The following is a 21,158-nucleotide window of genomic DNA, read 5'->3' on the forward strand; positions in this document are numbered from 1 at the left end:
CTGGTCGTGCGCTCGGACGCGGTCTCGCCCGGAGGTCCGCCGGGACCGGGGTGGTGACCCCGGCGGGGGCGGCCCTTCTATAGCGTCCGGCTCGACTGCTCCAAGAATGACTATTGAGGTGGGCGAATCGTATCGGCAGACGGGTATTGATTCGCAGCCCGCCGACCCGCACCGGTACCCTTCGGTTACATTCGCTCGCGTAATCCTTGATACATCCTCACGAAACGCAGAGGCCGCCTCCGTGCTCGTCGCCGGGTTTCCCGCAGGGTCGTTCCAGACCAACTGCTACGTCGCCGCTCCCGCGGCAGGCGAGGAGTGCGTCGTCGTCGACCCAGGTCAGGACGCCGTTCAGGGCCTCGACGAGCTGCTGCGCGAGCACCGTCTCAAGCCTGTCGCGGTGTTGCTCACCCACGGTCACATCGACCATATGTGGTCGGTCGTCCCCGTGTGCGGCGCCCGGGACGTGCCCGCGTGGATCCACCCGGAGGACCGCGATCTGCTGTCGGATCCGGGACGCGGATTCTCGGCGCAGGCGCGGCAGCTGTTCGGGGGGCTGGAGTTCACCGAGCCCGACGACGTCAGGGAGCTGTCCGACGGGGCGACGCTGCGGCTCGCGGGGCTGGACATAACGGTCGATCACACGCCGGGCCATACCAGGGGGTCGGTGACCTTCCAGGTGCCGTACGAGGACGCGCACGTCCTGTTCTCGGGCGACCTGCTGTTCGCCGGCTCCATCGGCCGCAGTGACCTGCCCGGCGGCGACTACGCCACGATCCTGCGCAGCCTCGCGAAGACGATGACGCTGCCGGACGAGACGACCGTGCTGCCGGGCCACGGACCGCAGACGACCATCGGCCGCGAGCGCGCGACCAACCCCTACGTCAGGGAGGCCGCGCCGCACGAGGGCCCGACCAGGGGAATCTAATGAGTTTTCAGGCGCCCAAGGGCACCTTCGACTGGATGCCGCCGCGCTCGCAGTGGGCGCTGGCCGTCCGCGACGCGTTGTCGGCCCCCGCCCGCCGCGCGGGCTACGGCTACATCGAGACGCCGGTCTTCGAGGACACCGGGCTGTTCTCCCGTGGCGTCGGCGAGTCGACCGACATCGTCACCAAGGAGATGTACACCTTCGAGAGCAGGGGCGGGCAGTCCCTCACGCTGCGCCCGGAGGGCACGGCGAGCGTGGTGCGCGCCGTCCTGGAGCACGGCCTGTACGGCGGCCCGCTGCCGATCAAGCTGTGGTACTCGGGGAGCTACTTCCGCTACGAGCGGGCCCAGGCCGGCCGCTACCGCACGTTCTCGCAGGTGGGGGCGGAGGCGCTGGGGGCCGAGGATCCGGCGCTCGACGCCGAGCTGATCGTGCTGGCCGTCGACGGCTACGCCGCGCTCGGCCTGACGGGCGTCCGGCTGCTGCTCAACTCGCTGGGGTGCAAGGAGTGCCGTCCCGCCTACCGGGCCGCCCTGCAGGACTTCCTGCGAGGGCTCGACCTGGACGAGGCCACCCGGCAGCGCGTCGAGATCAACCCCCTGCGGGTGCTCGACGACAAGCGCCCCGAGGTGCGGGCTCAGCTCGAAGGCGCGCCGCTCGTCACCGACCACCTCTGCGGGGCCTGCAAGGCCTACCACGAGGAGGTGCGCGGCCTGCTGACGGCCGCCGGGGTGCGTTACACGGACGACCCCCGGCTGGTGCGCGGGCTCGACTACTACACGCGCACGACGTTCGAGTTCCTGCACGACGGTCTCGGCGCCCAGTCGGCCGTCGGCGGCGGAGGCCGCTACGACGGGCTCAGCGAGATGATCGGCGGGCCGCCGCTGCCCAGCGTCGGCTGGGCGCTCGGCGTCGACCGCACCGTGCTCGCGATGGAGGCCGAAGGGCTGGTCGCCGAGCGGTCCGGCGGCCTCGACGTGTTCGCCGTCCCCCTCGGCGAGGAGGCCAGGCGGCGGATCTTCCCGCTCGTCTGCGACCTGCGCCGGGAGGGCCTCGCCGTCGACATGGCCTTCGGCGGCCGCGGCGTCAAGGGCGCGATGAAGGCCGCCGACCGCAGCGGCGCCCGCTACGCCCTCATCCTGGGGGACAGGGACATCGAGGCGGGGGCCGCGCAAGTGAAGGACCTGACCACAGCCGACCAGACCGCGGTGCCGCTCGCCGAGGTCGTCGACGTTCTTAAGGGGAAACTCTCGTGATCCGCACCCACGAAGCAGGGACGCTTCGTAAGGAGCATGCAGGCGGGCAGGTGACGCTGGCCGGATGGGTGGCGCGCCGCCGCGACCACGGTGGCGTGGTCTTCATCGACCTGCGCGACGCCTCCGGCTCGGCCCAGGTGGTCTTCCGGGAGGAGGACCACGCCCACGACCTGCGCTCCGAGTACTGCGTGAAGGTGACGGGGGAGGTCCGCCTCCGGCCGCAGGGCAACGAGAACCCCGAGCTGCCCACGGGTGAGATCGAGGTCGTCGCCTCCGAGGTGGAGGTGCTGAGCGAGTCGGCGCCCCTGCCGTTCCCGATCGAGGGGAGCGCGGGCGTGTCGGAGGAGGCGCGGCTGAAGTACCGCTACCTCGACATCCGGCGCCAGCAGATCGCCGCCGCGCTGCGGACCCGCTCGCAGGCCACCTACCTCGCCAACGAGGTGATGCGCGAGCGCGGCTTCGTCTACGTCGAGACGCCGAACCTGACCCGGTCCACACCGGAGGGCGCCCGCGACTTCCTCGTGCCGGTACGGCTCCAGCCGGGCAACTGGTACGCCCTGCCGCAGTCGCCGCAGCTGTTCAAGCAGCTCCTCATGGTCTCCGGCCTGGAGCGCTACTACCAGCTCGCCCGCTGCTTCCGCGACGAGGACCTGCGCGCCGACCGGCAGCCGGAGTTCACCCAGATCGACGTCGAGATGTCGTTCGTCGACCAGGACGACGTCATCGAGCTGGGCGAGGCCCTGATCGGGCGCATCTGGAAGGAGACGGTCGGCTACGAGCTGCCCGTCCCGCTGCCCCGGATGACGTACGCCGAGGCGATGGCCAGATACGGCTCGGACAAGCCCGACCTGCGCTTCGAGGTCGAGCTCACCGAGCTGACGGACTACTTCGCGCAGACGTCGTTCCGCGTCTTCCAGGCGCCGTACGTCGGCGCGGTCGTGATGCCGGGCGGCGCGTCGCAGACCCGCAAGGAGCTCGACGCCTGGCAGGAGTGGGCCAAGTCTCGCGGCGCGCGCGGCCTGGCGTACGTGCTGGTCACCGAGGACGGCCTCGGCGGCCCGGTCGCCAAGAACCTGTCGGAGACCGAGGCGGCCGGCCTGGCGGAGGCGACGGGGGCCAAGCCCGGCGACGCCATCTTCTTCGCCGCCGGCGCTCGCGCCGCGTCGCGCGACCTGCTGGGCGCGGCCCGGCTGGAGATCGGCCGCCGCTGCGGGCTGATCGACGAGTCGCGGTGGTCGTTCCTGTGGATCGTGGACGCGCCCATGTTCGAAGAGGACGGGGAGGGCGGCTGGACCCCCGTCCACCACCCCTTCACCTCGCCCAAGCCCGAGTGGGCCGACAGCTTCCAGGACCACCCGGGCGAGGCGCTCGCCTACGCGTACGACATGGTCTGCAACGGCATGGAGATCGGCGGCGGCTCGATCCGTATCCACCGGGCCGAGATGCAGCAGCGCGTCTTCGACGTGCTGGGCATCTCCAAGGAGGATGCGGAGAACAAGTTCGGCTTCCTGCTGGAGGCGTTCAAGTACGGCCCGCCGCCGCACGGAGGCATCGCCTACGGCTGGGACCGGATCTGCATGCTGCTGGCCGGCGGTGAGTCGATCCGCGACGTCATCGCCTTCCCGAAGACCGCCTCCGGCTACGACCCGCTGACCGGCGCTCCGACGCCCATCACGGGCGACCAGCGCAAGGAGGCCGGCGTGGACGGCCCGCCCAAGGAGAAGACGGCCTCGGGCGCCTGATCCCGGCACACCGGACCGGATCGAAGACCGGGCAGAAAGCAAGACGGCTGCCGCCTCGTGAGAGGTGGCAGCCGTCGCGCTGTCCGGTGACCGTGGTTACCGCACCGTCACGTCCTTGATCAGCACGCGCAGCTTGGGGGCGTTGGAGCCGCCGTCGTCGCTGGTGATGTCGATGCCGTCCTTGGCGGTGTTCACCCCGCCCTTGACGATCTTGTCCACGACGTCCATGCCCTGCTTCACGATCCCGAACGGCGTGTAGGCCTGCGGGATCTGGGCGTTCTCGTCGGTGAAGGAGATCGCGAACTGGCTGCCGTTGGAGTTGGACGCGTCGCCGGGCTGGGCCACGAAGACGACGCCGCGGGTGTACTGCGGCCCGAGGTTCTCGTCGTTGAACAGGTAGCCGGGGCCGCCCGTGCCGTCGGTCGGGTTCTTGCCGTCGCCCTTGGCCTGCGGGTCGCCGCACTGCAGCAGGCCCAGGCCGTTCGTCTCCATGGTCGCGAGACGGTGGCACACCGTGTTGTCGAAGTAGTTCTTCCTGGCCAGGAACGCGAAGCTGTTCACCGTGCACGGCGCGTCGCCGGTGGCGAGCTCGATGACGATGTTCCCGCGGTTGGTCTTGATGGTCATCGTGCTGGCCTTGATGACCGCGGCGCTCAGCCGCTTCGGCGGGTAGCCGACGAACTTGGCCGGGCTGCCGGTGTCGTCCTTGCGATACTCACAGGTCATCTTCCGCAGGTCCGCGGGCTTGGCGGACGCCGTCGGGGAGGCCGACGCCGACGGGGCGGCCGAGGGCCCCGCTGACGAGGGCGCCGCCGACGCGGAAGCCGAGGGGCTGGACGCGGCGGTCGCGTTGTTCGAGCCGCCACTGCAGGCCGTCAGGCCGCCCGCCAGCGCGAGGACGCCCAGCCCGACGCCGAGTCTGACACCCAGGCCACGGGCGGGGGTGATGCGTCTGGCCGTGCTCTCACGTGGAGCCGGCTGCTTACGCCGATCAGTGTCGGTCACCGCTTTTGCCTTCCCTTTCCCTGGGAGTTTGCTGACGGTGCGTCACTCTAGCCGTGATCCCGTCGCGTTCGTATAAAACAGGCGTCCCACGGGTATCACCCATAGTTGGGCGACTTGCTGTTTCCCGGCATCCCCGCGAACCTCCTGGTGATCGGATCCGTATGAGGGTCAGGCGCCCTCGCGAAATCCCCGGCGCGCTCGCCCGGCCCCCGTCCCAGGAGCGATGAAACGATGTTCGACCAGATCTTCGGCCTCCCCGCCCACGCGCTGATCATCCACGCGGCGGTGGCGCTGACACCGCTGCTCGCGCTGCTGTCCGTGGCGTACGCCGCCGTCCCGCGGATACGGCCCCGGATCGACTGGGCGGTGGTCGTGACCGCCCTCGGCGCGCCCGTCGCGGTGTTCGCGGCCAAGGAGAGCGGCGAGGCCCTGGAGGAGCACCTGTTCTCGGGGAACCCGCCCGCCTCCGTGGCACTGCACGAGACCTTCGCCCAGCCCCTGCTGCTGTCCACGGCCGGGCTCGCCGTCGCCGCGCTGGCCCTCGTCTACCTCACCCGCCCCCGCCGCGAGCCGGCTCCCGCCGCGGGGGCGGGCGCGGTCACGTGGGTGGTGACCGCCGCCGCGGTGATCCTCGCCGTCGTGGCCGCCTACTACGCCGTACGGGCCGGGCACAGCGGCGCGACGGCGGTGTGGGGCGGCTGACGGTAGTGTCGGCGTTGTGGAGAGCCTGTTCGACTCGGCGGCGGAGGAGGCCCATCGCGGCCAGGAGCCGCTGGCGGTCCGGATGCGCCCGCGCGTCCTCGACGGGGTGATCGGCCAGCGCCACCTGCTCGGGCCGGGGACGCCCCTGCGGCGGCTGGTCGAGAGCGACGCCCCGATGTCCCTGTTCCTGTGGGGGCCTCCCGGCACCGGCAAGACCACGCTGGCCTACGTCGTGTCCAACGCCACCAAGCGCAGGTTCGTCGAGATCTCCGCCGTTTCGGCGGGCGTCAAGGACGTGCGCGCCGCCATCGAGCAGGCCCGCCGTGAGCTGGGTATGTCGGGCAGGCAGACGGTCCTGTTCGTCGACGAGGTCCACCGGTTCAACAAGGCCCAGCAGGACGCGCTGCTGCCGGCCGTGGAGAACCGGTGGGTCACCTTCATCGGCGCCACCACGGAGAACCCGTTCTTCTCGGTCATCTCACCGCTGCTGTCCCGTTCGCTGCTGCTGACGCTGGAGCCGTTGTCGGAGGACGACGTGCGTGCCGTGCTGGAGCGCGCGGTCGCCGACGAGCGCGGTCTCGGCGGGCGCGTCACGCTCCGCCCCGACGCCCTCGACCAGCTCGTACGGCTGGCGGGGGGCGACGCCCGCCGCTCGCTGACCTACCTGGAGGCGGCGGCGCTGCTCGACGACGACGTCACGGTCGAGGTCGTCGAGAAGGCCGTGGACAAGGCGGCCGTCCGCTACGACCGGCAGGGCGACCAGCACTACGACGTGATCAGCGCGTTCATCAAGAGCATGCGGGGGTCGGACGCCGACGCCGCGCTGCACTACCTCGCCCGGATGGTCGAGGCGGGGGAGGACCCCCGGTTCATCGCCCGCCGGATCGTGATCTTCGCCTCAGAGGACGTCGGCATGGCCGACCCCACATGCCTGCAGATCGCCGTCGCCGCGGCGCAGGCCGTGGAGTTCATCGGCCTTCCCGAGGGCCGGATCAACCTGGCCCAGGCCGTGATCCACTGCGCGCTGGCCCCCAAGTCGAACGCCGTGGTCAAGGCCATCGGGGCCGCCTCCGCCGACGTGCGCGGCGGCATGGTCGGGCGGATCCCCGACCACCTGCGCGACGCGCACTACCCGGGGGCGAGCAAGCTCGGCCACGGCAAGGGCTACCAGTACCCCCACGACTTCGAGCACGGCCTCGTCCGGCAGGACTACGCCCCCGAGGAGCTGCGCGGGCGGCGCTACTACGAGCCGACGGGGCACGGCGCCGAGGCCCGCTTCGGGGAGCGCTGGGCGCGGATCCGCGACTTCCTGCGCGGCTCCTGACCGGCCTGGCCGCTTGGCCGCCGTACGCCCCGGGCCGCCTGAGCGGTGGCACGCCTCGTCCGCGGTGCGCCCGCCGGGAACAGCGGGGCCGCCGGGAGGCGTGTGGCACGGACCGGCGGGCAGGGCGTTCACGGTAAGGTCGTCGCATCCCAGCTCCGTGATCCAGGGAGATCGGCACATGCTTAGCGCGGGAGAGCTCGCGGGCCTGCTCGTCGCAGTTTTCTGGGCGATCCTGGTCTGCTTCATGGCCGTCGTCCTGGTCAGGCTGGCCAGGCTGCTGACCGAGACCACCAAGTCGGTGGCGGAGCTGAGCGACCGGCTCGCGCCGCTGCTCGACGACATGAGCGAGACGGTCGGCGAGGCCAACCGGCGGCTGGCCGCCGTCGAGGCCGTCACCGACAACGTCCGCGAGGTCAGCGGCAACATGGTGAGGATCACCGGCATCGTGTCCGCGCTGTTCGCCGGCCCCGTCATCAAGATCGCTTCGATCGGCCACGGCCTGCGTCAGGCCATCGCCCGCCGCGAGCGGCGCGGCCCCGCCCGGCGCGTGGCCGACGGCCGGCGCGGCACCCGGCCGCCCGCCCCCCGGATCCCCGACCGGCGCGCCGCCGATCGAGGCGTCGGCAGGGCGGCCGAGCGGCGCGCGATCGGGAGGGGCCACTGATGATCAGGCGGCTGTTCTACATGGCCCTGGGGGCGTACGCCGCGGTCTGGACCATGCGTAAGCTTCAATCACTGCGGCCCGACCACGTGGCCCGCCGCGCGGCCGGTCGCGCGGCGATCGCCGCGGACCAGCTCAGGGACTTCGCCGGCGACGTGCGCCGCCTGTCGGCGGGCAGGGAAACCGAGTTGCGGGCGGAGTTCGGGCTCGGCAGTGTTTCAACAGACCGTGTTTACCGGGCCGGTGTCGACCGAGCCGGCAGAAACGACGACGTAAAGGATGGCCGCTGAGATGGAGTCGGCAGAGATCGCCCGCCGCTTCCTGCGCTTCTTCGAGGAGCACGCGCACACCGTCGTGCCCTCGGCCAGCCTGGTCGCCGAGGACCCGACGCTGCTCCTGGTGAACGCGGGCATGGTGCCGTTCAAGCCCTACTTCCTCGCGCAGCAGACGCCCCCCTTCCGGCGGGCGACCAGCGCGCAGAAGGTCGTGCGCACCCTCGACATCGACGAGGTCGGCAAGACCACCCGCCACGCCAGCTTCTTCCAGATGCTCGGCAACTTCTCCTTCGGCGACTACTTCAAGGAGCAGGCGATCCCGTTCGCCTGGGAGCTGCTGACCAAACCCGAGTCCGAGGGCGGCTTCGGCTTCCCCGAGGAGCGGCTGTGGGCCACCGTCTACCTCGACGACGACGAGGCGCAGGACATCTGGCACAAGCGGGTCGGCGTCCCGATGGAGCGCATCCAGCGGCGCGGCCTGGCCGACAACTACTGGCACATGGGCGTGCCCGGCCCCGGCGGCCCGTGCTCGGAGATCTACTACGACCGCGGCCCCGAGTACGGCCGCGAGGGCGGGCCGATCGCCGACGAGAACCGCTACCTCGAGGTGTGGAACCTCGTCTTCATGCAGGACCAGCTCAGCGCCGTCCGCACCAAGGTCGACTTCGACGTGCGGGGCGAGCTGCCGGCGAAGAACATCGACACCGGCATGGGCCTGGAGCGCATGGCGGCGATCCTCCAGGGCGTCGACAACATCTACGAGATCGACACCACGTACAAGATCCTCGACACGGCCGCGGAGCTGACCAAGTCGCGCTACGGGCGTGACAGGCGGGCCGACGTCTCGCTCCGGGTCATCGCCGACCACATGCGCGCGGGCGTGATGCTCGTGGGCGACGGCGTCATACCGTCCAACGAGGGCCGCGGCTACGTGCTGCGCCGCATGCTGCGCCGGGCGGTCCGCAACCTCCGCCTGCTCGGCGCGGGCGAGGAGCGTTACCTCCACGCGCTGACCGACGTGACCATCGACGTGATGGGCCAGCAGTACCCCGAGCTCAGGGCGGACGCGGCCAACATCCACACGGTCATCGACGCGGAGGAGACGTCCTTCCTCGGCACGCTCAGGACCGGCACCGCGATCTTCGACGCGGCGGTGGAGGAGACCAAGCGGAAGGGCCGGCCCACCCTCGAGGGCGACCAGGTGTTCAAGCTCCACGACACGTACGGCTTCCCGATCGACCTCACCCTCGAGATGGCGGCCGAGCAGGGCCTCCAGGTCGACGAGGAGGGCTTCCGCCGGCTCATGAACGAGCAGCGGGACATGGCCAAGGCCGACGCCAAGGCGAAGAAGACCGGCAACGCCGACATCTCGGTCTTCACCACGATCCTGGAGAAGGGCGGCCGGGTCGACTTCATCGGCTACGACCACACCGCCGCCGACGCGACCGTCGCGGGCCTGCTCGTGGACGGCGTGTCCGTGCCGGCGGCCGGCGCGGGGTCGTCGCTGGAGGTCGTGCTCGACCGCACGCCGTTCTACGCGGAGGGCGGCGGCCAGCTCTCCGACCAGGGCGTCATCCGCACCGACGGCGCGGAGATCGAGATCGTCGACGTCCAGTCGCCCGTCGCCGGGCTGGTCGTGCACCGCGGCAAGGTCCGCACCGGCGAGGTTCGCGTGGGCGACCAGGCGCACGCCGAGATCGACCTGGAGCGGCGCCGGGCCATCTCCCGCAGCCACACCGCGACGCACCTGGTGCACCGCGGCTTCCGCAACGCGCTCGGGGAGTCGGCGGCGCAGGCGGGCTCGGAGAACTCGCCGGGCCGCTTCCGCTTCGACTTCACCGCCGCGGGGGCGGTCTCCCCGGCCATGCTCCGGGACGTGGAGGACGAGGTCAACGCGGTCCTCATCAACGACCTCGCGGTCAACGCGTACTACACCAGCCAGGCGGAGGCCCGCGCGATGGGGGCGCTCGCGCTGTTCGGCGAGAAGTACGGCGACGAGGTCCGCGTGGTCGAGGTGGGCGACTACTCGCGTGAGCTGTGCGGCGGCACCCACGTCGCCTCCTCAGGCCAGCTCGGCCTGGTCAAGGTCCTCGGCGAGTCGTCCATCGGCGCCGGCGTGCGCCGGGTGGAGGCGCTCGTCGGCCTCGACGCGTTCCGCTTCCTCGCCCGCGAGAGCGTGCTCGTCGCGCAGCTCAGCGAGCAGCTCAAGACCCGCAGGGAGGAGCTGCCCGAGCGGATCGAGGGCATCGTCTCCCGGCTTCGCTCGGCGGAGAAGGAGCTGGAGCGGCTGCGCTCGGCGCAGGTGCTCGCGGTGGCCGGCGAGCTGGCGGCGAAGGCGCGCGACCTCCACGGCGTCTCGGTCGTGACGCACCGCGCGCCTGATGGCACCTCCGCCGACGACCTGCGTAAACTCGCCCTCGATGTGCGCGGCCGCTTCCCGGGCGACCGGGCCGCGGTCGTCGTCGTCGCCGGCGTTCCCTCCGACCGGCCGGTCGTCGTGGCCACGGTCAACGAGGCGGGACGTGAGCGCGGCCTGAAGGCCGGACGCCTGGTCGGCGTCGCCGCCAAGACACTCGGGGGTGGCGGTGGCGGCAAGGACGACGTGGCGCAGGGCGGCGGAGCCCGGCCTGAGGCGATCGGCGACGCGCTGGGCGCGGTCGAGGAGGCCATCTCCTCCTCGGCCGGCTGACGGCGCACGCCACGACCACGTCATGAGAAACGGCGTCAGGATCGGCGTCGACGTCGGCTCCGTCCGGATCGGCGTGGCCCGCAGCGACCCCTCGGGCCTGCTGGCCACGCCCGTCGAGACCGTACGGCGAGGCGCGGGCGACCTCGACAGACTCGCGGCCATCGCGGCCGAGCACGAGGCGATCGAGATCGTCGTCGGCCTGCCCACCTCGCTGTCGGGAAGGCAGAGCCACGCCGCCGAGGCCGCGCGCGCCTTCGCCGGGCTGATCGCCGCCCGCGTCGCGCCGATCCCGGTGCGCCTGGTGGACGAGCGGCTGACCACGGTCACCGCCCAGCAGCGCCTGCGGTCCAGCGGGGTCAAGGCGAAGAACCAGCGTGACGTGATCGACCAGGCGGCGGCCATCGTGCTGCTCCAGGCCGCCCTCGACGGCGAAAGGGCCACCGGAAGACCCCCCGGGGCCCGCCTCGAACCGCCGGGCGGACGGCCCGGCGAGGAAGCGAGCGGCGGGGCCTCCAGGTGAGGCGCGCACCGGTCGTCGTGGCCGGCGGCGTCGCGGCGGTCGCGGCCGCGATGGCGTTCGCCGTCCACTCCTTCGTCCGTCCCACTTCCGAGTCGCCGGACTTCGGCGGCCCCGGCGCGGGCGCCGTCACGGTGGACATCACGCCGGGCGCGAGCGCCGGCGAGATCGGGGACGTCCTGGAGAAGGCCGGCGTCGTCGCCAGCGGCCAGTCCTTCGTGCAGGAGGTGGTGGTGCGGTCGAAGGAGGAGTCCCTCCGGCCCGGCCGGTACCTCCTGCGGCGCCGGATGGCCGCGTCCGCCGCACTCGACCTCCTGCTCTCCCCCCGGTCGCGGGTCGTCCGCAAGGTCACGGTGCCGGAGGGCCTGCGCGCCTCCGAGGTGCTCACCGTCCTGAGCGCCGGGACGGGCATCCCTCTGGACAGGTTCACCTCGGCGATCGCCCGGCCGGAGTCCCTCGGACTGCCCGCGTACGCCGAGGGAGCGGCCGAGGGGTTCCTCTTCCCGGCCACCTACGAGATCGACCCGGGAACCACGGCCCACGACCTGCTGCGGAGCATGGTCACCCGGTTCCGCCAGGCGGCCAGGACGGTCGGCCTGGAGCGGCTGGCCCCCCGGTGGCACCTGACGCCCCGGCAGGCCGTCACGGTGGCGAGCATCGTCCAGGCGGAGGGCGGGACGGAGGCCGACTACCCCAAGGTCGCCCGGGTGGTCTACAACCGGCTGGCGCGCGGCGCCAAACTGGAGATGGACAGCACGGTCAACTACGCGCTGCGCAGGCACACTCTCAAGGTGACCACCAAGGACACGCAGGTCGCCTCGCCGTACAACACCTACCTGCACGCCGGTCTGCCGCCCGGGCCGGTCGGGAATCCGGGGGAGAGCGCCCTGCGGGCCACGCTTCATCCCGCCCAGGGGGAGTGGTACTGGTTCGTCACCACCGATCCCCGTCGTAAAATCACCAAATTCACAGACAAAGAGGCGGAGTTCAGGAAATATCGGGATGAGCTGAACAGATACCTTGGGGCGAACTAGTGGCCTGCTACACATCCCGGAGGGGCGAAGATCGTCCCGCCGGGACCACACCGCTCGGCGGAGCTCGTCCGCCGAGCCCGCGGCCATCGCTCCCCTCGCGAGGTTCACCTACCGGGACCGCCCGTACGGGACCCCCAGCATGCCGGCCCACCCCCGCCGGAACACCCCTCGGTTCTGCCCACTCGCTTGACGGGAGGCCGCCAGGACCGGGAGATTGGCCAGCGCACTATGAACGATCTGGACATGGACTTCCTGCTCGGCGCCGAGGATGACGACGGACCTCCCCGGCGCCGGTCGCAGGGCACCCGCACACAGCAGCGACGCAGCCGCAGACGACGCAAGCGGCAGCGCCGCAAGGGCTTCGTCGCCACTCTCTTCGCCGTCGTGATCATCGTCGGCGTCCTCGGCGCCGGCGGATACTTCGGCTTCACCTGGATCCGCGGCCTGGTGGTGCCCAAGGACTTCACCGGGCAGGGGACGGGACAGGTCGTCATCGAGATCAAGGAGGGGGCGACCGCCACCGACGTCGCGCAGCAGCTGGAGGACCAGGGCGTCGTGGCGAGCGCGCGGGCGTTCGTCAACGCGATCGGCGCGGCGGGCAAGGGCTCCTCGCTCCAGCCGGGTGAGTACACCCTGCACAAGGCCATGTCGGCGGCGGCCGCCGTCGCCCTGCTGGACCCGAAGAACCGGGTGCTCAACCGGCTGACCATCCGCGAGGGCCTGCGGCTCAGCAAGATCTTCGAAGAGCTGTCCACGGCCACCGGCAAGCCCGTCGACGACTTCAAGCAGGCCGCCAAGGCCGATCTCGGGCTCCCCTCGTACGCCAGGAAGCGGCTGGAGGGCTTTGCCTTCCCGGCCACGTACGAGATCAACTCGAAGATGAGCGCCGAGCAGATCCTCACCAAGATGGTGGAACGCTTCAGCCAGACGGCCGAGCGGATCAAGCTGGAGGAGCAGGCTCACCAGCTCGGGTACACGCCCCGCGAGGTCATGATCATCGCCAGCATCGTGCAGGCGGAGTCCGGCAACGAGCAGGACATGCCGAAGGTGGCACGGGTGATCTACAACCGCCTGTCCCTCAACCCGCCGATGAAGCTCCAGATGGACAGCACGGTCATGTACGGCCTGGGCAAGTACGGCATCGCCGCGACCCACGCCGAGACGGAGAGCAACTCGCCGTACAACACCTACAAGCGGCTGGGCCTGCCCCCAGGCCCGATCGCCAACCCCGGCGACCACGCCATCGGGGCGGCCCTGCACCCCGCGGACGGCAACTGGCTGTACTTCGTGACCACCGATCCGAAGCGGGGCATCACCAAGTTCACCGACAAGGAGACGGAGTTCTGGAAGCTCCGCGACGAGTTCAACAGGAACAACGGATGACCGATGTGCCCGGCCGCAGGGCCGCCGTCCTCGGCTCGCCGATCGCGCACTCGCTGTCGCCGTTCCTGCACCGCGCGGCGTACGCCTCGCTCGGGCTGACCGGCTGGCGGTACGACGCGATCGAGTGCGACGAGGCGGGGCTGGCCCCGCTGCTCGCGGCGGCGGGCCCGGAGTGGGCGGGCCTGTCGCTGACGATGCCGCTCAAGCGGGCCGTCCTGCCCCTTCTCGACACCGTGTCCGACCTCGCGCTCGCGGTGGGCGGAGCCAACACGGTGATCTTCCGGGACGGGGCGCGCCACGGCGAGAACACCGACGTGTACGGCATCGTCCGAGCCCTCGCCGAGGAGGGGGTGTCCGCCCCGTCCTCGGCGGCGATCCTGGGCGGGGGCGCCACGGCGGCCTCCGCCCTCGCCGCGCTGCGGGAGATGGGCCTCGCCGAGGCCGCCCTCGTCGTGCGCGACCCCGCGCGGGCCGGTGAGACCCTGCGGGTCGCCGAGCGCCTCGGCGTCGCGGTGACGCTGCGGTCGCTGGACGACCCGGGGGCCGCGCTCGGGACGGAGCTGGTGATCTCCACGCTGCCGCCGGGGGCGGCCGACGGCCTCGCGGCCCGGGTGGCGGCGGCCCTGCCCGACAAGGGCGCCCTGTTCGACGTGGTCTACGCGCCCTGGCCGACGGCGCTGGCGCGAGCCGTACAGGACCGGGGCCGGGCCGTGGTCGGCGGCCTGCCGATGCTGCTGCACCAGGCGGTCAGGCAGGTGGAGCTGATGACCGGCCGCGCGGACGTGCCGGTGGAGGCCATGCGGGCCGCAGGCGAGGCCGAGATCGCCCGCCGCGCGACGGCGTAGCCGCCCGCTTCAGGTCCGGACACCCGCCCGCCCGCACCCCCGGAACGCGACGGCCAGCCCGAGCCCCGCTGAGAGGGCGAGCGCGGCGACTGCAGCGAGCGGGGTCTCGCCCAGAACGATCGAGGCCGTCAGCCAGAGGCCGTACTCGGTGATCACCACGGGGGACAGCAGCACGAGCGCACGGCGGCCGGCCGGCGATCGGACGGCGACCCCCGCGGCGGCGGCCAGCAGCGGCAGCACGGCGACGCTCCGCAGCGCCGGCTCGTGGGTCAGCATCACCACCGCCGGCGGCCGTACGAGGACGCCGAGCGCCGCCCATCGGACCGGCCGCCGGGCCCGCAGCGCGCATGCCCCCTCGCGGGGATCGGCCGCGAAGGTCAGGAGCAGCGCAGACCCACCCGTACCCCGGCCCAGCAACGCCCGCACCTGGCCGTGGTCTGCACCGCCGGCCTGACCGTCGAGCACGGCATGAGCCCGAGCACGACATGAGCCCGAGCACGGCATGAGCCCGAGCACGACATGAGCCCGAGCACGGCATGAGCCCGAGCACGGCATGAGCCCGAGCACGGCATGAGCCCGAGCACGGCATCGACCTCGACGGCCTCGACCCGCAGCACGGCCTCACCACCGATCCCACCGTGATGCAGCTGCGTGCGGCCGCGCAGCTGCTCGGCGACGACGTCTGGATCGCCCGTCAAAACTGCCCGATGACGACGACGGTGACGACGACGGTGACGACGACGCGGCCATCCGCCGGTGGACCACCGTGGCGCTCTACCCCGACGAACTCGGCTGGCTACGCGAAGCCCTCGCCCTCAACGTCAACACCACGCGTGGCGGCGAAGAGGAAGACGACGGTCTTGGACCGCTTCGTTGACGTCGGGATGGCGCTGTGTCACCGCTGACAGCCGCGCCGGTGTTCGTATCTGGTCGATGAGCAGGCAAATCTGGCGGCTTCAGCTGCGCCGCTGCTGCGGTCGAACCCATCGGACACTAGCGCTGCCCTACCGCCGCGAGAGTGAGGCGCTATGCAGAACCCGATGAGCCCTCGGGGTGGCGAGAACGGGCGGCCGACTGGTGCAGGCCCGGGTGGACGCCGGCCGGGTTCCCGGTGTGCTCGGCGAGCCGTTGCAGGACAGCGACAAGCTGGGCGCGTTCGCCGGCGCCGAGCGAGGTGAGGATCTCGTCCTCGTGCTGGTCAGCGACCCGGCGAGCGCGGGGTAGCAGCTGGCGCGCGGCTTCGGTCAGGTGGATGGCGTGGGCACGACGGTCGCTGGGATGCCGCCGGCGTTCGACCAGATCGCGCTGCTCGAGGTCGTCGAGCAGGCCGACCATGACCTTGCGGTGGATGCCCAGCGCGTCAGCGAGCTGTTGCTGGGTGTTGCCTTCGCTGCGCTGCAAGTGCATGAGCAGCCCGAAGTGGTTCGGCGCGATGCCCAGCGGTGCCAGACGTGCGGCGAACGTCTGCGCGACGTGGAACCCGAGCTGTGACAGCAGGAAGTTGGCCCGGCCGGCCAACGGCCGGTCCGTGCCTGGTGCGGAGTCGTCGAACACCCCAATATTGTACGTCACGGTTATTGTCCTATACGGTAACAGTAACCGTTAATCCGCACTTGGAGGATGCTGATGAGGGCGACCGTCTTCGGTGCGACCGGGGGCATCGGCAGCCACGTCGTGCGCCAGGCGCTCGACCGCGGCTTCACCGTGACCGCGGTCGTCCGCGACCCGGTCCGCTTCGACGTGCGTCATCCGTCACTGGAGGTCACGGCGGTGTCGACGCTTGACGACGCCGATAGGTTGGGCCCCGTGGTGCGCGGCAGCGACGCTGTCCTGTCCGGTGTGGGCCCGCGCGGCCGTCACGATGGACCCGTAGCCTCCACCGCCACGCGCGCGATTCTGAGCGCGATGCACGCCGAAGGTGTCCGCCGACTCGTCGCGGTCAGCGCCGCTCCGGTCGGCCCGACACCTGACGCGGACAGTTTCCTCAACCGCCGCATTGTTCTGCCGGCCATCAGCGCCCTGCTCAAAGATCTGTACGCGGACCTGCGTGCCATGGAGCACGCGATGGCGAACAGCCAGGCGCAATGGACGGTGGTACGGCCGCCGAAGCTGGTAAACAAACCGCTGACCGGCCGGTACCGCACTGCCATCGGCAGTAGCGTCGCGCGCGGCTACACGATCTCGCGGGCCGACGTGGCCCACGCCATGCTCGCCGCCGTAGGCGACCCCGCGACGATCCACCGGGCGATCGGCATCGCGTACTGACCGACCACCGTCACGGTCGATCCCGAAGGAGGCGCAATGTCCTATCCGCTGCCCCAGTTCGCCGAACCGGAACCGTACGGATTCATCTATATGGGCTTTCAGGCCGAGCCCGCACACCGGTCACCCGTCTACACCCGCACCCCGCGCCGGCAACGGGCGGCGGCGCAACTCGTGCAGGCCGTCTCCGCACTCGTGCGCCGTGAGGACGTCGTGTCCGTCCGCATCTTCCGGGCGGTGCTCATCCCGCCGCTGCCCGGCGCACCGCGGCACGACCTCGCCATGCTGATCCGCACAAGGCGCGTGGACCACCTGCAAACGGTGCGTACCTGTGACGAGGTCTCGGCCCTCGCAGGCGAGCACATTCTCGCCGGCGTCAACGTGGCCCGGATCGGCGACACCGAGGCCCGAGCCGACGGCGCCTTCCTGTTCAACCACTTCACCGCCGCGCCAGACACCGACGCTGAAGCCGTCTGGCGCTCCGTCACCGGCTGGTACACCACCAAGACCGGAGTCGACAACTCCACCGCCCTGCGGCCCATCGGGCCCTCGTCGTTCGCGCTCGTCAACTACGCGCGTCTGCCTGCCGGACCGATCCGGTTCCTGGCCGGACAACTCACGCGGCCGAGCTTCCATCGCTTTGTGCGCGCCACCCTCGACGCCCATGGAATGCGCGCCCTGCCGGCCGTCCACCGGCTCGTCCACGCGTCGGCGTAACGCTCGATCGAAGGAGACTTCCGTGAGCTTCTCTCGCCTTGCCGGCATCGCCGGCATGGGTTTTGTCGTCATCCTTATCGTGGCGAACCTGCTGCTGACCATGGCGAGCTTTCCCACCCCGTCCGAAGCCGCGTCCCTCGACGAGATCACCACGGTCTTCGCTGCCGGATCCGGGTCGCTGCGCCTGGCCTCGGCCCTGCTGCCGACGGCCTGGTTGCTGGCCACGGTCTTTGCCGTCGGGGTGTGCGTCTGCTTCCGCCGCGACGAGCGGACCCGGACGGACCCGTGGTCTCTTGTCGGTCTCGCCGGAGTGCTCATGCAGTCGGTCGTGTTTACCAGCGTCGAGGCCACCCGCCTCGCACTGATCTCCGCAGCCCAGCACGACAGTGGCACCGTCGCCGGCCTCTGGGGCTTGTACACCGCGCTGTTCGGCTTCAACCAGGTCTTCCTGGCGACCGCACTCCTGGGGTTGTCCATGTTCGGCATTCGCACCGGCGCCATAGCCCGATGGCACGCCGGCACCGGCCTCCTCGCCGCGACGCTGCTCTTCGTCACCGCGACGACCAGCCCGTACGGCGTCGGCAGCGTCAACCCCCTCGTCCTGCTCGGCCTCACAGGCTGGCTTCTCTGGCTGGTATGGATCGTGGCATACAGCGTCATCCTGATCCGCCGTGCGCCCACACGTTCCGGCATACCCGACACGTCTGCCGCATCCACCGACACCTAGCAACACCAGGACCGAGTATCCGCAAACTGCCGGGACAAAGCTTCCGCGTCGTCTGTGCCGTTACTGTCCGTCGTCGGTGGCGTCAGCGTGCCGCTTCCGGAAACGCGGCCGCAGCACGCTCGATCGCGCGGTAGACCGTCGAGCGGGCTACACCGATAAGCTCAACCTCGGCGAACCGAGCGAGCGAGCCGATCCAGCAGCTGATCCCCGGCCAGGCACGCCGCGAGAGCCTCGCGCAGGCCCGGCCGCGTCCGGTTGGTTCCGGTCAGACCCTTATCGACCGGGCCCTACGGGACTTGCCGACCAGGGGCGGAACTGCCAGGCCGACTGTCTTGGGGAGCGCCCGGTGGCCGATCCCCTAGCGAGACACCAGCTCAACCATCCCCAGTCGCTCCAGACAGCTCGCGAAGATCAACTACCTGGCCCCTGGTGTCATGGTTCTTACCAACACCCCAGGAACGTGGGCTCCTGCAAAGGACTCATGGTCTACATAAACCGTCCATCGATATATGCCGGCCAGTGGTACTGCGAGAGAGGCGAGCGGGAATGGTTGGGCGGTCTCCCGGGTTGTGGTAACGTAAGACATCGATCGGTCCGGCATGCCAGCTGGACGCGCAAGCGGAGGTCCTCCTCCCACCTGTTCGCCGCGAGGCGGGCGGGTCAAGGATCACACCGGAGTTTTCGGAGCTCAGTGACCCCGCATGCGTGACGTGCGGGGTTTTTGGTGTTCCTCGCACGGTCGAGCCAAGCGGAAGTCTTTTGGAGGTCCCATCAGCACCGAGCCCCGCATCAACGACCGTATTCGTGTGCCCGAGGTCCGCCTCGTCGGCCCGAACGGCGAACAGGTCGGCATCGTCTCCATCGGCGACGCGCTGAAGCTGGCCCAGGAGAGCGACCTCGACCTCGTCGAGGTCGCCGCGACGGCCCGCCCGCCCGTCTGCAAGCTCATGGACTACGGCAAGTTCAAGTACGAGTCGGCCATGAAGGCGCGCGAGGCCCGTCGCAACCAGGCGCACACGATCATCAAAGAGATCAAGCTCCGGCCGAAGATCGACCCGCACGACTACGAGACCAAGAAGGGTCACGTCGTGCGGTTCCTCAAGGCGGGAGACAAGGTCAAGGTCACGATCATGTTCCGAGGCCGCGAGCAGTCACGCCCGGAGCTGGGCTTCCGGCTCCTGCAGCGCCTCGCGGAGGACGTCACCGAGCTGGGCTTCGTCGAGTCCCAGCCGAAGCAGGACGGCCGTAACATGATCATGGTCATCGGGCCGCACAAGAAGAAGGCCGAGGCCAGGGCCGAGAAGGCCGCGGCCAAGGCGCACCGCGACGACACTGATCCGTCGACGGAGGAGCCCGCCGAGGAGACAGCGGACTCCACCGCGGGACAGGCCGCGCAGCCGCACTGACGCCTGCCTGAGTCATCAGGCGGGGGCATCGGCGACGACCACTGAGGACGAGACCGGGACGGTCTCGTGGAGCAGGCAGGCCGCCGGCTCGGGCACCGACCCGGGCCGTCGGCACGGACGAATGAGGGAGAGACGGCTCACATGCCGAAGATGAAGACGCACAGCGGTGCGAAGAAGCGGTTCCGGCTTACCGGGACGGGCAAGCTCGTCCGCCGGCGTGCCAACCGCGCGCACTACAACGAGTGGAAGTCGTCCACCGTGACGCGCCGTCTCAAGCCCGAAGTCGTGGTCTCCGACGCCGACTCCAAGAAGATCAAGAAACTGCTCGGTAAGTAACGACCTCGGGGAGATAGAACACCATGGCACGCGTGAAGAGGGCGCTCAACGCCAAGAAGAAGCGCCGGGTCGTCCTCGAGCGGGCGAGCGGCTACCGGGGTCAGCGGTCGCGGCTGTACCGCAAGGCCAAGGAGCAGATGCTCCACTCGATGACCTATGCGTACCGGGACCGCAAGGACAAGAAGGGCACCTTCCGGCGGCTGTGGATCCAGCGGATCAACGCCGCCGCCCGGGTCAACGGCATCACCTACAACCGTTTCATCCAGGGCCTCCGGCTCGCGGGCATCGAGGTGGACCGCAAGATCCTCGCCGATCTCGCGGTGAACGACGCCCAGACCTTCGCCACGCTGGTCGAGTCCGCCCGTAAGGCGCTCCCGTCCGACGTGAACGCGCCGGTCGCGTAACACCTTTTCCCGATGAGGGCCCACCGCCTACCGGTGGGCCCTCATCGACGTTCATAGGGGGATGAGGCCGCCATGGCGGAGCTCACGAACATCAGGTCGCCGCGGGTGAAGGCCGCCCGGCGGCTGACCAAGCGAGCGTTCCGCGACAGGGACCGGGCGTTCCTCGCCGAAGGGCCGCAGGCGGTCCGCGAGGCCCTCGCCGCCAAGGACGTCGTCACGGAGCTGTTCACGACCGTCGAGGCCGAGACCCGGCACGCCGACGTCGTCGCGGCCGCGGCGGCCGCCGGCGTCCCCGTCCACCGGGCCAGCGGCGAGGTGATGGCGGAGCTGACCCAGACAGTCACGCCGCAGGGGCTGCTGGCCGTCTGCCGGTTCGTGCACGTGCCCCTGAGCGACGCGGTGACCTCAGGGACGCGCCTGGTGGCCCTGCTCGCCCACGTCCGCGACCCCGGCAACGCGGGGACCGTCCTGCGGACGGCCGACGCGGCGGGAGCGGACGCCGTCGTCTTCACCGACGCCTCCGTCGACCCCTACAACGGCAAGTGCGTGCGGGCCAGCGCCGGAAGCCTGTTCCACCTCCCGGTCGTGACGGGCACCCCGGTCGCCGACGCCGTACGGCACGCGCGGGCTGCGGGGCTGCGGGTCCTCGCCGCCGACGGCGCCGGGACGCGTACGCTCCACGAGATCGACCTGGGCGCGCCCACGGCCTGGCTGTTCGGCAACGAGGCCTGGGGGCTGCCGCCGGAATTGCTCGACCTGGCCGACGAGGTGGTCCGGGTCCCGATCTACGGACGGGCGGAGAGCCTCAACCTCGCGACCGCCGCCGCGGTCTGCCTGTACGCGTCCGCGCAAGTTCAACGGCAGACCTTACATTCCGTGGAAGATCCTCCTACCCCCGCCCGCTGAGGCTGCTGACGCCCGCCCGAAACCCGCTATTGTCGGCGATGG

The 21,158-nt window shown here is 70.8% G+C and carries 22 protein-coding genes; 19 read left to right on the plus strand and 3 right to left on the minus strand.

Going from position 1 to position 21,158, the window contains the following annotated elements; translation table 11 throughout:
* Positions 1-241 precede the first annotated feature (241 nt).
* Genes AB0B72_RS22445 through aspS form a run of 3 tightly spaced genes read left to right on the plus strand, consistent with a single transcriptional unit; the run spans position 242 to position 3,923 of the window.
* Positions 242-925: an MBL fold metallo-hydrolase gene (locus tag AB0B72_RS22445; protein ID WP_367740830.1), complete on the plus strand. Its 684-nt coding sequence runs from the start codon at positions 242-244 to the stop codon at positions 923-925.
* Positions 925-2,181, plus strand: a complete 1,257-nt coding sequence (hisS, locus tag AB0B72_RS22450) for a histidine--tRNA ligase (protein ID WP_367740831.1) — start codon at positions 925-927, stop codon at positions 2,179-2,181. The genes AB0B72_RS22445 and hisS overlap by 1 nt, the downstream gene beginning before the upstream one ends.
* Positions 2,178-3,923 carry an aspartate--tRNA ligase gene (gene aspS, locus AB0B72_RS22455; protein ID WP_367740832.1) on the plus strand — a complete coding sequence of 582 codons (1,746 nt, stop codon included), beginning with the start codon at positions 2,178-2,180 and terminating at the stop codon, positions 3,921-3,923. The genes hisS and aspS overlap by 4 nt, the downstream gene beginning before the upstream one ends.
* A gap of 96 nt (positions 3,924-4,019) precedes the next feature.
* Here aspS and AB0B72_RS22460 read toward each other — a convergent pair whose 3' ends face one another.
* A complete protein-coding gene (locus tag AB0B72_RS22460; protein WP_367740833.1) occupies positions 4,020-4,928 on the minus strand; it encodes a peptidylprolyl isomerase in 909 nt (302 codons plus the stop codon).
* Between the two features lie 231 nt (positions 4,929-5,159).
* Here AB0B72_RS22460 and AB0B72_RS22465 point away from each other — a divergent pair, with 231 nt between their 5' ends.
* The 9 genes from AB0B72_RS22465 (at position 5,160) to AB0B72_RS22505 (ending at position 14,358) form a co-directional block, all read left to right on the plus strand.
* The gene (locus AB0B72_RS22465) at positions 5,160-5,630 is read left to right on the plus strand and encodes a DUF2231 domain-containing protein (protein ID WP_367740834.1); all 471 of its coding nucleotides are present in this window, start codon (positions 5,160-5,162) and stop codon (positions 5,628-5,630) included.
* A 16-nt stretch (positions 5,631-5,646) separates the two neighbouring features.
* Entirely contained in the window at positions 5,647-6,954 is a 1,308-nt protein-coding gene (locus AB0B72_RS22470; protein ID WP_367740835.1) for a replication-associated recombination protein A, read from the plus strand.
* Between the two features lie 178 nt (positions 6,955-7,132).
* Positions 7,133-7,618: a DUF948 domain-containing protein gene (locus AB0B72_RS22475; RefSeq protein ID WP_367740836.1), complete on the plus strand. Its 486-nt coding sequence runs from the start codon at positions 7,133-7,135 to the stop codon at positions 7,616-7,618.
* Positions 7,618-7,905: a hypothetical protein gene (locus AB0B72_RS22480; RefSeq protein WP_367740837.1), complete on the plus strand. Its 288-nt coding sequence runs from the start codon at positions 7,618-7,620 to the stop codon at positions 7,903-7,905. The genes AB0B72_RS22475 and AB0B72_RS22480 overlap by 1 nt, the downstream gene beginning before the upstream one ends.
* 1 nt (position 7,906) lies before the next feature.
* The gene (gene alaS, locus AB0B72_RS22485; RefSeq protein ID WP_367740838.1) at positions 7,907-10,579 is read left to right on the plus strand and encodes an alanine--tRNA ligase; all 2,673 of its coding nucleotides are present in this window, start codon (positions 7,907-7,909) and stop codon (positions 10,577-10,579) included.
* Between the two features lie 22 nt (positions 10,580-10,601).
* Positions 10,602-11,099 carry a Holliday junction resolvase RuvX gene (gene ruvX, locus AB0B72_RS22490; RefSeq protein WP_367740839.1) on the plus strand — a complete coding sequence of 166 codons (498 nt, stop codon included), beginning with the start codon at positions 10,602-10,604 and terminating at the stop codon, positions 11,097-11,099.
* Positions 11,096-12,130, plus strand: coding sequence for an endolytic transglycosylase MltG (mltG, locus tag AB0B72_RS22495; RefSeq protein ID WP_367740840.1), 1,035 nt, complete (start codon positions 11,096-11,098; stop codon positions 12,128-12,130). The genes ruvX and mltG (AB0B72_RS22495) overlap by 4 nt, the downstream gene beginning before the upstream one ends.
* Before the next feature lie 228 nt (positions 12,131-12,358).
* A complete protein-coding gene (mltG, locus tag AB0B72_RS22500; RefSeq protein WP_367740841.1) occupies positions 12,359-13,513 on the plus strand; it encodes an endolytic transglycosylase MltG in 1,155 nt (384 codons plus the stop codon).
* Complete coding sequence (locus AB0B72_RS22505) at positions 13,510-14,358, plus strand: shikimate dehydrogenase (RefSeq protein ID WP_367740842.1); 849 nt, start codon at positions 13,510-13,512, stop codon at positions 14,356-14,358. The genes mltG (AB0B72_RS22500) and AB0B72_RS22505 overlap by 4 nt, the downstream gene beginning before the upstream one ends.
* A 9-nt stretch (positions 14,359-14,367) precedes the next feature.
* Here AB0B72_RS22505 and AB0B72_RS22510 read toward each other — a convergent pair whose 3' ends face one another.
* Both AB0B72_RS22510 and AB0B72_RS22515 read right to left on the minus strand, forming a co-directional pair.
* Positions 14,368-14,823 carry a hypothetical protein gene (locus AB0B72_RS22510; protein ID WP_367740843.1) on the minus strand — a complete coding sequence of 152 codons (456 nt, stop codon included), beginning with the start codon at positions 14,821-14,823 and terminating at the stop codon, positions 14,368-14,370.
* 561 nt (positions 14,824-15,384) lie between these two features.
* Positions 15,385-15,912 carry a MarR family winged helix-turn-helix transcriptional regulator gene (locus tag AB0B72_RS22515; RefSeq protein ID WP_367740844.1) on the minus strand — a complete coding sequence of 176 codons (528 nt, stop codon included), beginning with the start codon at positions 15,910-15,912 and terminating at the stop codon, positions 15,385-15,387.
* Between the two features lie 72 nt (positions 15,913-15,984).
* Here AB0B72_RS22515 and AB0B72_RS22520 point away from each other — a divergent pair, with 72 nt between their 5' ends.
* The 7 genes from AB0B72_RS22520 to AB0B72_RS22550 all read left to right on the plus strand — a co-directional run bounded on the left by AB0B72_RS22520 (position 15,985) and on the right by AB0B72_RS22550 (position 21,116).
* The gene (locus AB0B72_RS22520) at positions 15,985-16,623 is read left to right on the plus strand and encodes an NAD(P)-dependent oxidoreductase (protein WP_367740845.1); all 639 of its coding nucleotides are present in this window, start codon (positions 15,985-15,987) and stop codon (positions 16,621-16,623) included.
* Positions 16,624-16,659: 36 nt separating this feature from the next.
* Entirely contained in the window at positions 16,660-17,337 is a 678-nt protein-coding gene (locus AB0B72_RS22525) for a hypothetical protein (RefSeq protein WP_367740847.1), read from the plus strand.
* 22 nt (positions 17,338-17,359) lie between these two features.
* Positions 17,360-18,064: a hypothetical protein gene (locus tag AB0B72_RS22530; protein ID WP_367740848.1), complete on the plus strand. Its 705-nt coding sequence runs from the start codon at positions 17,360-17,362 to the stop codon at positions 18,062-18,064.
* A gap of 770 nt (positions 18,065-18,834) precedes the next feature.
* Positions 18,835-19,470 (plus strand): translation initiation factor IF-3, encoded by a 636-nt coding sequence (infC, locus tag AB0B72_RS22535; protein ID WP_367740883.1) that lies wholly within the window; start codon positions 18,835-18,837, stop codon positions 19,468-19,470.
* A 141-nt stretch (positions 19,471-19,611) separates the two neighbouring features.
* Positions 19,612-19,806 (plus strand): 50S ribosomal protein L35, encoded by a 195-nt coding sequence (gene rpmI / locus AB0B72_RS22540; protein ID WP_367740849.1) that lies wholly within the window; start codon positions 19,612-19,614, stop codon positions 19,804-19,806.
* Positions 19,807-19,829: 23 nt separating this feature from the next.
* Positions 19,830-20,210 (plus strand): 50S ribosomal protein L20, encoded by a 381-nt coding sequence (gene rplT, locus AB0B72_RS22545; protein ID WP_367740850.1) that lies wholly within the window; start codon positions 19,830-19,832, stop codon positions 20,208-20,210.
* Between the two features lie 72 nt (positions 20,211-20,282).
* Positions 20,283-21,116, plus strand: a complete 834-nt coding sequence (locus AB0B72_RS22550) for a TrmH family RNA methyltransferase (RefSeq protein WP_367740851.1) — start codon at positions 20,283-20,285, stop codon at positions 21,114-21,116.
* Positions 21,117-21,158 lie beyond the last annotated feature (42 nt).

Source organism: Microbispora sp. NPDC049125 (genome assembly GCF_040802045.1).
Taxonomy (GTDB): Bacteria; Actinomycetota; Actinomycetes; order Streptosporangiales; family Streptosporangiaceae; genus Microbispora.

Excerpts from the sequence above, each read along its gene's own strand:
- mltG (WP_367740841.1), top strand. The coding sequence starts at position 12,359 with ATGAACGATCTGGACATGGACTTCCTGCTCGGCGCCGAGGATGACGAC.
- AB0B72_RS22475 (WP_367740836.1), top strand. The coding sequence starts at position 7,133 with ATGCTTAGCGCGGGAGAGCTCGCGGGCCTGCTCGTCGCAGTTTTCTGG.
- rpmI (WP_367740849.1), top strand. The coding sequence starts at position 19,612 with ATGCCGAAGATGAAGACGCACAGCGGTGCGAAGAAGCGGTTCCGGCTT.
- AB0B72_RS22465 (WP_367740834.1), top strand. The coding sequence starts at position 5,160 with ATGTTCGACCAGATCTTCGGCCTCCCCGCCCACGCGCTGATCATCCAC.
- ruvX (WP_367740839.1), top strand. The coding sequence starts at position 10,602 with ATGAGAAACGGCGTCAGGATCGGCGTCGACGTCGGCTCCGTCCGGATC.
- AB0B72_RS22525 (WP_367740847.1), top strand. The coding sequence starts at position 16,660 with ATGTCCTATCCGCTGCCCCAGTTCGCCGAACCGGAACCGTACGGATTC.
- AB0B72_RS22505 (WP_367740842.1), top strand. The coding sequence starts at position 13,510 with ATGACCGATGTGCCCGGCCGCAGGGCCGCCGTCCTCGGCTCGCCGATC.
- AB0B72_RS22550 (WP_367740851.1), top strand. The coding sequence starts at position 20,283 with ATGGCGGAGCTCACGAACATCAGGTCGCCGCGGGTGAAGGCCGCCCGG.
- AB0B72_RS22520 (WP_367740845.1), top strand. The coding sequence starts at position 15,985 with ATGAGGGCGACCGTCTTCGGTGCGACCGGGGGCATCGGCAGCCACGTC.
- hisS (WP_367740831.1), top strand. The coding sequence starts at position 925 with ATGAGTTTTCAGGCGCCCAAGGGCACCTTCGACTGGATGCCGCCGCGC.
- alaS (WP_367740838.1), top strand. The coding sequence starts at position 7,907 with ATGGAGTCGGCAGAGATCGCCCGCCGCTTCCTGCGCTTCTTCGAGGAG.
- AB0B72_RS22480 (WP_367740837.1), top strand. The coding sequence starts at position 7,618 with ATGATCAGGCGGCTGTTCTACATGGCCCTGGGGGCGTACGCCGCGGTC.
- rplT (WP_367740850.1), top strand. The coding sequence starts at position 19,830 with ATGGCACGCGTGAAGAGGGCGCTCAACGCCAAGAAGAAGCGCCGGGTC.